7 protein-coding genes are annotated in these 8,165 nt (G+C 64.9%); 2 read left to right on the forward strand and 5 right to left on the reverse strand.

Going from position 1 to position 8,165, the window contains the following annotated elements:
- Positions 1-30 precede the first annotated feature (30 nt).
- Positions 31-1,065, forward strand: a complete 1,035-nt coding sequence (gene mgrA / locus HWE01_RS12100) for an L-glyceraldehyde 3-phosphate reductase (RefSeq protein ID WP_241821939.1) — start codon at positions 31-33, stop codon at positions 1,063-1,065.
- A 52-nt stretch (positions 1,066-1,117) separates the two neighbouring features.
- On the opposite strand, the gene HWE01_RS12105 is transcribed toward mgrA, so the two are convergent.
- From HWE01_RS12105 to HWE01_RS12125, 5 genes are all read right to left on the reverse strand, one after another.
- The gene (locus HWE01_RS12105; RefSeq protein ID WP_034351473.1) at positions 1,118-1,579 is read right to left on the reverse strand and encodes a YbaN family protein; all 462 of its coding nucleotides are present in this window, start codon (positions 1,577-1,579) and stop codon (positions 1,118-1,120) included.
- Positions 1,580-1,583: 4 nt separating this feature from the next.
- Positions 1,584-2,195, reverse strand: coding sequence for a biliverdin-producing heme oxygenase (locus tag HWE01_RS12110; protein WP_502798436.1), 612 nt, complete (start codon positions 2,193-2,195; stop codon positions 1,584-1,586).
- 190 nt (positions 2,196-2,385) lie between these two features.
- Positions 2,386-4,182 carry a methyl-accepting chemotaxis protein gene (locus tag HWE01_RS12115; protein WP_008333321.1) on the reverse strand — a complete coding sequence of 599 codons (1,797 nt, stop codon included), beginning with the start codon at positions 4,180-4,182 and terminating at the stop codon, positions 2,386-2,388.
- 303 nt (positions 4,183-4,485) lie between these two features.
- Positions 4,486-5,172 (reverse strand): GntR family transcriptional regulator, encoded by a 687-nt coding sequence (locus tag HWE01_RS12120; RefSeq protein ID WP_008333317.1) that lies wholly within the window; start codon positions 5,170-5,172, stop codon positions 4,486-4,488.
- A 103-nt stretch (positions 5,173-5,275) separates the two neighbouring features.
- Positions 5,276-6,607 (reverse strand): C4-dicarboxylate transporter DctA, encoded by a 1,332-nt coding sequence (locus HWE01_RS12125; protein WP_008333315.1) that lies wholly within the window; start codon positions 6,605-6,607, stop codon positions 5,276-5,278.
- Positions 6,608-6,774: 167 nt separating this feature from the next.
- Here HWE01_RS12125 and HWE01_RS12130 point away from each other — a divergent pair, with 167 nt between their 5' ends.
- Positions 6,775-8,028, forward strand: coding sequence for an allantoate amidohydrolase (locus tag HWE01_RS12130; protein WP_175343704.1), 1,254 nt, complete (start codon positions 6,775-6,777; stop codon positions 8,026-8,028).
- The last annotated feature ends 137 nt before the right edge of the window (positions 8,029-8,165 follow it).

The raw sequence follows: 8,165 nt of genomic DNA on the forward strand, positions 1-8,165 counted from the left end.
TTCCCGCAGAACACTTCTCCAAGGAGACCCATGAGCTATATCGCCGAACCCTCCCGCTACGATGGCCGCATGCCGTATCGCCGCACCGGTCGCAGCGGCCTCTTGCTGCCCGCCGTCTCGCTGGGACTGTGGCAGAACTTCGGTGGCGTCGACAACTTCGAGACCGGCCGCGCCATCCTGCGCCGCGCCTTCGACCGTGGCGTCACCCACTTTGACCTGGCCAATAACTACGGCCCGCCGGCCGGCTCGGCCGAGGAAAACTTCGGCCGCTGGATGGCCAAGGATTTCCTGCCTTACCGTGACGAGCTGGTCATCTCCAGCAAGGCCGGCTGGCAGATGTGGCCCGGTCCCTATGGCGGCCCCAGCGGCGCGCGCAAGCATCTCATCGCCAGCTGCGAGCAAAGCTTGAAGCGCATGGGCCTGGACTATGTGGATATCTTCTACTCGCACCGCGTCGATGCCGATACCCCGCTGGAAGAAACCATGGGCGCGCTGGCCCACCTGCATCGCCAGGGCAAGGTGCTGTACGTGGGGATCTCTTCCTATTCGCCCGAACTGACGCGCAAGGCGGCGGCCATCCTCAAGAGCGAGGGTGTGCCGCTGCTGATTCACCAGCCCAACTATTCCATGCTCAACCGTGCCATCGAAGGCGGCCTGCTGCCCGCGCTGGAAGAACTCGGTGTGGGCTGCATCGGCTTCTCGCCGCTGGCGCAGGGCCTCCTGACCAGCAAGTACCTGGGCGGCGTACCGGAAGGTGCGCGCGTGACACGGGCGCCGTCGCTGCCGCAGCGCATGCTGTCGGACGACAATCTGGCACGCATCCGTGCATTGAACGAGATTGCCACCCGGCGTGGCCAGACGCTGGCACAGATGGCCATCGCCTGGGTACTGCGCGATGCCCGCGTGACGTCGGCGCTGATCGGTGCGCGCACCGTCGAGCAACTCGATGATTCGCTGGATGCGGTCAGGAAGCTGGACTTCACCCAGGAGGAATTGGCCAGCATCGACAAGTACGCCACCGATGGTGATGTCGATCTGTGGAAGGTGTCATCCTCGATCACCTGAGCTCGCATGGAGGAGAAAGAGCCTGTACCGTGGTCGCCGGTACAGGCTTTTTTCATGAGCGCTCGCCCGGCTCGGCGTCTTCCACCCGTTCCGGGCGCGACCACATCCAGGCCGCACCGGCGGCCATGCCCAGCGTTGCCAGCACGATCACCCAGTGGCGCTTGACGGTAAAGAGCATGATGACCAGGCACAGGCTCATCATGAGGGAGGCACTGATCTTGGCGCGTCGTGCCACGACCCTGCCATGGCGCCAGTTGTGGATCATGGGGCCGAACAGGCGGTGCTGTTCCAGCCAGCGCTGCAGGCGCGGCGATCCCTTGCCGGCGGCCCAGGCGGAGAGCAGCACGAATTCGGTCGTGGGCAGGCCGGGAATGAAGATTGCCAGGATGCCGATGCCCAGGCTCGCATAAGCCAGCAGCAGCCACAGCCAGCGCGTGCGGCGCGGCGCCAGGCGGCTGGCTGGCACGTCATTGCACGGGCTCGCCAGGGGCGGCTTGCGCGGACCGTCCGTCATGGTTTCAGTCCAGAGCGAAGTGCCGTTTCAACAGCACCCCGAAGCGATGGAAGGCCGCGCTCGCACCGGCCACTACGGCATCCTGTTCCTGTGTCGACAGGCCGGGAGCGTCGAGGAAGCTGACGAAGCGGCGCCAGACCAGCGCGCGTCCCTCCGGATACGCCGCCAGGTTGCGCGCACCGAAGGTTTCGGTCAGCCCCAGCTTCTCCTTGACCTCCTTGAGCAGGAAGGCCGCGCCCAGCGTCGAGCCTTCCGACACGTAGAGCCAGCCCAGCGCCGCAGGCATGACGACGTCATGGGTCGCGACGGCGATGTCGCCCGGCACCGCATCAAGGTCGGCGAAATCAGCGAGATCAGCGAGATCGGCCAGGGCAGCGGCTTCGCGGCCGCGCACCTGCAGATCGGGCACGGCGGCCTGGATGGCCGGATCGTCGAAGAGATGTTCGACATCGCGCTGGAAGTGATACTGGGCCGTCACGAAGCGCAGGTATTGTGCGCGGCTGGCAAAGGGTTGCGCCTGTTCTATCAGGGCGTGCATCTGCTCGTGCAGGGGCGCCGTCTCATTCTTGAGGCGGGTCGAGAGCAGGGCGGGGGGATGGGGCAGAGGATTCATCATGGTCGGGACGGGTCATCGGGTTGCCACCCTGGAGATCCGGTGGACGCATCATGCAGATGGTCCGGGGGCGGCGCGGCTGGCAGACCCGTCCTGCGGGAGGACGGAAGAGGCTGACTGCGTTGGCCATTTTAACGCAAACGGCCCGACCCGCTTGCGTGCGGCCGGGCCGTGAAGGTGCGGGGGAGGCCGACTACATCTTGAAGCCGCCGACCAGCACCGACAGGCGGTGTGCCTCGTCCTGCAAGGACTTGGCGGCGGCCGCCGCCTGTTCGACCAGCGCTGCATTCTGTTGCGTACCTTCGTCGATATGCGTGATGGCCAGGTTCACTTCCTGGATGCCGCCATTCTGTTCGCCACTGGCGTGGGCGATCTCGCTGACGATGACGCTCACGTCACGGATGCTGGAGACGATCTGTTCCATGGTCTGCCCGGCCTTGGCCACCAGCACGCCCCCATCGGCCACCTTGGTGACCGAGTTGTCGATGAGCTGCTTGATTTCCTTGGCGGCCTGGGCGCTGCGCTGGGCCAGCGAACGCACTTCGGAGGCCACCACCGCGAAGCCGCGTCCCTGTTCGCCCGCGCGCGCCGCTTCCACGGCCGCGTTCAGGGCCAGAATGTTGGTCTGGAAGGCGATGCCATCGATGACCGTGATGATGTCGGCGATCTGGCGCGACGAGGCATTGATGGCTTCCATGGTCGAGACCACGTTGCCCACCACTTCACCGCCCTGGGCCGCGATCCTGGAGGCGTTGCCGGCCAGTTCGTTGGCACGGCGCGCATTTTCCGAGTTCTGCTGCACGGTCGAGGTCAGCTGTTCCATGGCCGAGGCAGTCTCTTCCAGGGCACCGGCCTGCTGCTCGGTACGGGCCGAGAGGTCCTGGTTGCCGGTGGCGATCTCGGTGGACGAGATCTTGACGGTATCGCTGCTGCGGCGCACGTCCTGCAGGATGCCGGTGATCTGGTTGACGAACTGGTTGAAGGAGCGCGAGATCTGGGTCACTTCGTCGTGACCGTCCTCGGCCAGGCGCAGGGTCAGGTCGCCATTGCCGGAGGACAGGCTGTCCATGGCCCGACGCACCCGCGAGAGGCGCTGGAACACGGCCGTGGTGATCACGCTCATGATGCCTGCGGCCACCAGTGCCACCAGCACCAGGGCGATGAGCGCCGAGCGGGTGGCATTGCGCATGCCGGCGGTGACGTCGGCCTTGTCCATGGCCAGCATCAGGGTCCACTCGGTACCCTTGATGGGAATGCCCTTGATGAGCTTGGCTGCACCATCGAGTTCCAGTGCGCTGACCTTGTCATCGGCGCCCAGCGCTTGCAGGCGTTCCGGGGTCAGCTCGGCATTCCACTCACGGGCCGGCTTGTTGACCCACTTGCCGTCGGGGTGGGCCAGCATCAGGCCGTCACGGTCCACCAGGAAGGCGTAGCTGGCCGGGGTCGGGTGAATGGCACGCACCACGTCGGAGACGCCGTCCAAAAACATGGCCGCCGCCACCACGCCCGCGCGCTGGCCGTTTTGCATCACCGGAGCGGTAAAGGACACCATCGGCTTCTTGGTTGCCACATCGGTATAGGGCTTGGTCAGCACCGGCTTGCCGGCCGCCACCGCCTGCTTGTACCAGGGCCGTGCGGTCGGGTCATAACCGGCCGGCAGACCCTTGGGGTCGGAGGTGAAGGCAGTCTTGTCTTCGCGCCCCAGGGTGGTGACGTAGAAGCCGCCACTCTGTTGCAGCATCTTGATGACGAATACCGGATCGGCACCCTGCACGCCTTCAGCGGCAGCGACCGTCATCGCCGTGCGGGTCGCCACCCATTCATCGATGGTGGAGCCGAAACCGCTTGCCACCGCCTGGGCGTTGCGCTCGATGGTGCTGTCGTTGTCGGTCTTGATGATGAAGAAGGAGACCGTCCCGACCACCGCCAGGCTGGCGACGAGCAGGAGGATCGTATAGAACAGGATGCGGGCCTTGATGGAGTTGAGCATGTGGAATCCCTGAAATCATTCTTGTTGGTGTTCTGTTCCAGCCCTGTTGACCCTGTGTGGACGGCATCCGGACCGGTGCATGAGTGTGGACCGCGCGGGCGTGTGGGAAACCGTCGAATACAGCGGGATTTCACCGTCTGATGCGGGCTTGGCCGATACCTGGGCGGTGGCGGGCCGACATGAAGAAAACTTAGTCCATGTCCGATCAGACCGCCCGCTATCCCTTGCAGACAGCAGCTTGATGTGAATGAAAATGAATTTTTACTAAGTTTTTCAAGATCCGGTCAGCGCTTCCTGACGAATTCATGACAGCAGTTCGCGCAGCAGATCCTTGCGCGGGCCGGCCTTGGGTTCGAAGGCCAGCGCCTGTTCCACATGCAGCAGGTGGTGCTCCATCAGTTCCACCGCCCGTTCGACATCACCGGCCCGGGCGGCGGCGATGAAGGCGCCGTGTTCCTCGCTGGAGCAGGCGGCGTCCCGGGTAGACTGGTAGAGCATGGTGATGAGGGCGCTGCGGCCGGCCAGCTTTTCCAGGATGTCGGTGAGCACGTCGTTGCCCACGATGCGCGCCAGCAGGATGTGGAAGTCGCTCAGCAGCGAAGAGCGCATCTGCATGTTGTCGTCCTTGACGGCCTGGCGTTCCTGTTCCAGATGCGCTTCCAGGCGGGCATAGTCCTCTTCGGTGGCACAGGCCACGAACTGGCGCACCATGGCCGCTTCCAGCGCGCGGCGCACGAAGAACAGGTTGCGCGTTTCTTCCACCGTGGGTTTGCTGACGAAGGCGCCCTTGTCGGGGACCAGGTCCACCAGCTTGTCCTTGGCCAGCATCACCAGCGCTGCGCGGATCTTGGTGCGGCTGACCTGGTAGACCCGCGCCAGCGCTTCCTCGGGCAGCTTGGCGCCGGGCGGCAGGCGCTGCGCGGCGATATTGGCCGCGATATCGCTGGCGATGGCGTCGGAACTGTCGGGGGCGGGCGCGGAATCGGTCATGGTGTTGGGGGACGAGTAGCCAGGAAGCCGCCATGCGGCGGCGCCCTATTGTAACCAGTAGCCAGCTCAGCCATCGCCGTTTCCCGCGCGCCAGTGCTGCCGGTCAGGCCCGACCCGGCTTGCCGGGCACGCCCAGCAGGTCCAGCGTGGGCAATTCCTCCACCAGCGGTGCCACGTGTTCACCATTGAGCACGGCGCGGGCACGTTGCTTGTCGATATCCTTTTCCCAACTGGCGATGACCACCGTGGCCACGCAATTGCCCAGCAGATTGCCCAGCGCGCGGGCGATGCCGATGAACCAGTCGATGGACAGCACCAGTACCAGCCCCACGACCGGAATGGCCGGAATGGTGGTCAGCGTGGCCGCCAGGATCACGATGGCCGACCCCGGCACCCCGTGCGCACCCTTGGAGGTGACCAGGGCGATGGCCAGGATCGCCGCCAGGTCGCCCCAGGACAGATGGGTATTGGTGGCCTGGGCGATGAACAGCGCCGCCATGGTCAGGTAGATCGAGAAGGCATCCAGGTTGAAGGAATAGCCGGTCGGGATCACCAGGCCGACCGTGGATTTCTTGATGCCCATGTGCTCGAGCTTGCGCATGATCTGCGGCAGCACGCTGTCCGAGGAAGTCGTGGCCAGCACCACCACCAGCTCTTCACGCAGGTAGCGGATCAGCTTGAAGATGGACAAGCCGCTGGCGCGCAGGATGCTGCCCAGCACGACCAGTACGAAGAACACCACCGCACCGTAGAACAGCAGTACCAGCAGGGCCAGTTGCTTCAAGGAGCCGATGCCGTACTTGCCGACCGTGAAGGCGATGGCGCCCAGCACGCCCAGCGGCGCCAGGCGGATGAAGAAGGACATGCACTTGAAGAAGGCATCCGACAGCGACGACACCAGCGCCACGACCGGCGCGCCTTTCTCGCCGATGAGCAACAGGGCGCAGCCGAAGGTCACCGAGATCAGCAGTACCTGCAGCACATCCCCGGAGGTAAAGGCGCTCACGGCGGTGGCCGGGATCAGCTTCATGATGAATTCGGCAAAGCCGGCTTCCCTGACCTTGCCGGCATTGGCCATGTAGCCCGACAGACTGCTGGCGTCCAGATTGCTGGGGTCGATGTTCATGCCCGCGCCGGGATGTACCACGATGGCCAGCACCAGGCCCAGCAGCAGGGCGATGGTGGTCACCACCTCGAAATAGATGATCGCCTTCACCCCCACGCTGCCGACCTTCTTGAGGTCGCTGGCCCCGCAGATGCCCTGCACCACCACGCAAAAGACGATGACCGGAATGATCATCTTGATCAGCTTGATGAAACCGTCGCCCAAGGGCTTCAAGCTCTGGCCGAAGTCGGGCCACAGCAGGCCGATGACGATGCCGGCCACCAGCGCCAGTACCACCTGCCCGAACAGGGATTTGAATAGTTTGCTCACCGTTGTCTCCTTGACTTGTCTTATTGAAATGTTGCCAACGCTGGTGATCTTTTTTGTCGCGGTGGCGCCAGATCACTATATTGCATACAATTTTTGAATACAATAAAAAAAGACGAAATTTTTCGAGTCCTGCTCCATCCCGGAGCCGGTCGAGCAGAGGAGACGCGATGAAAGCCATGGACCCGTCCAGCCAGCAGGCCGGCCAGCAAGCGATGCAGTGGGCCGAGCTGCTGGCGCAGCACAGCGAGGCGCCCGGCATGCTGACCCGGACCTATCTCACGCCCACGCACCAGGCCGCCGCCGCCGAGCTGATGCGCTGGATGGAGCAATCCGGTCTGCGCGTGCGGCGTGACAACGCCGGCAACGTGATCGGGCGTTACGAGGCCGCGCCCGGCCATGAGCACCGACCGGCCCTGGTGACCGGTTCGCACTTCGATACCGTGCGCAATGCCGGCAAGTACGACGGCAACCTGGGCATCGTGCTGCCGCTGGCCTGCATTGCCCAATGGCATCGTGCGGGGCGGCGCTTTGCGTTTCCCATCGAGGTGATCGGTTTTGCCGAGGAGGAAGGTGTGCGCTTCAAGGCCACCCTGCTGGGCAGCCGCACCGTGGCCGGCACCTTTGACCAGGCCGTGCTGGAGAACCTTGATGCCGGGGGCATCAGCATGCGCCAGGCGATTGCGGCCGCCGGGCTGGACCCGGCGCGCATTGCCGGGGATGCGTGGTCGCCCGCCTCGGTGGCGGCCTTCGTCGAGGTCCATATCGAACAGGGGCCGCTATTGCTCAATGAGGGCTTGCCCGTGGGCGTGGTCACGGCGATTTCGGGTGCCAGTCGCTTCATGGCCGAGGTGCGCGGCCTGGCCGGACATGCCGGGACAGTGCCCATGCACCTGCGGCGTGACGCCGCCATGGCGGCCGCCGAGGTTGGCTTGTACATCGAGCGTCGCTGCGGCATCAAGCCGGGGCTGGTCGGCACCATGGGCATGCTGGAAGTGAACCAGGGCGCGGCCAACGTGGTGCCGGGGCTGGCGACCTTCTCCATCGACATCCGCGCCGAGGAAGATGCAGACCGCCTGGCCGCCGTGGCCGACGTGCGCGCCGAGATCGCGCGCATTGCCGCGCGACGTCAGGTGGAGATCGACCTGCGCCAGACCCACGAGGCCGCCAGCGTCCCCTGTGCCCCGCGTCTGCAGGCGGCGCTGGCCAAGGCCATCGAGACGGCCGGTTTGCCGGTACGCCACCTGCCTTCCGGAGCCGGTCACGACGCCATGGCCATGGCGCCGCTGGGCGAAGTGGCGATGCTCTTCGTCCGTTGTGGCAACGGCGGCATCAGCCATCACCCCGACGAAACGATGACCGTCGAAGACGCCTGCATCGCCGCCCGGGTCTTCGGCCATCTGGTCGAACAATTCCAGCCCTGAGTCCGCGCTCAGGCTTCTCACTGAAGGCTCATTGAAGGATTACGGAGTTTCCATGTCACTCATCACCATCGACGGCTTCAACCTCACCGCCGCGCAAGTCCTCAGCGTGGCCCGCGCCCCGCACCTGAAGGTTGCAC

This window comes from Herbaspirillum sp. C7C8 (assembly GCF_022627875.1).
Classification (GTDB): domain Bacteria; phylum Pseudomonadota; class Gammaproteobacteria; order Burkholderiales; family Burkholderiaceae_D; genus Herbaspirillum.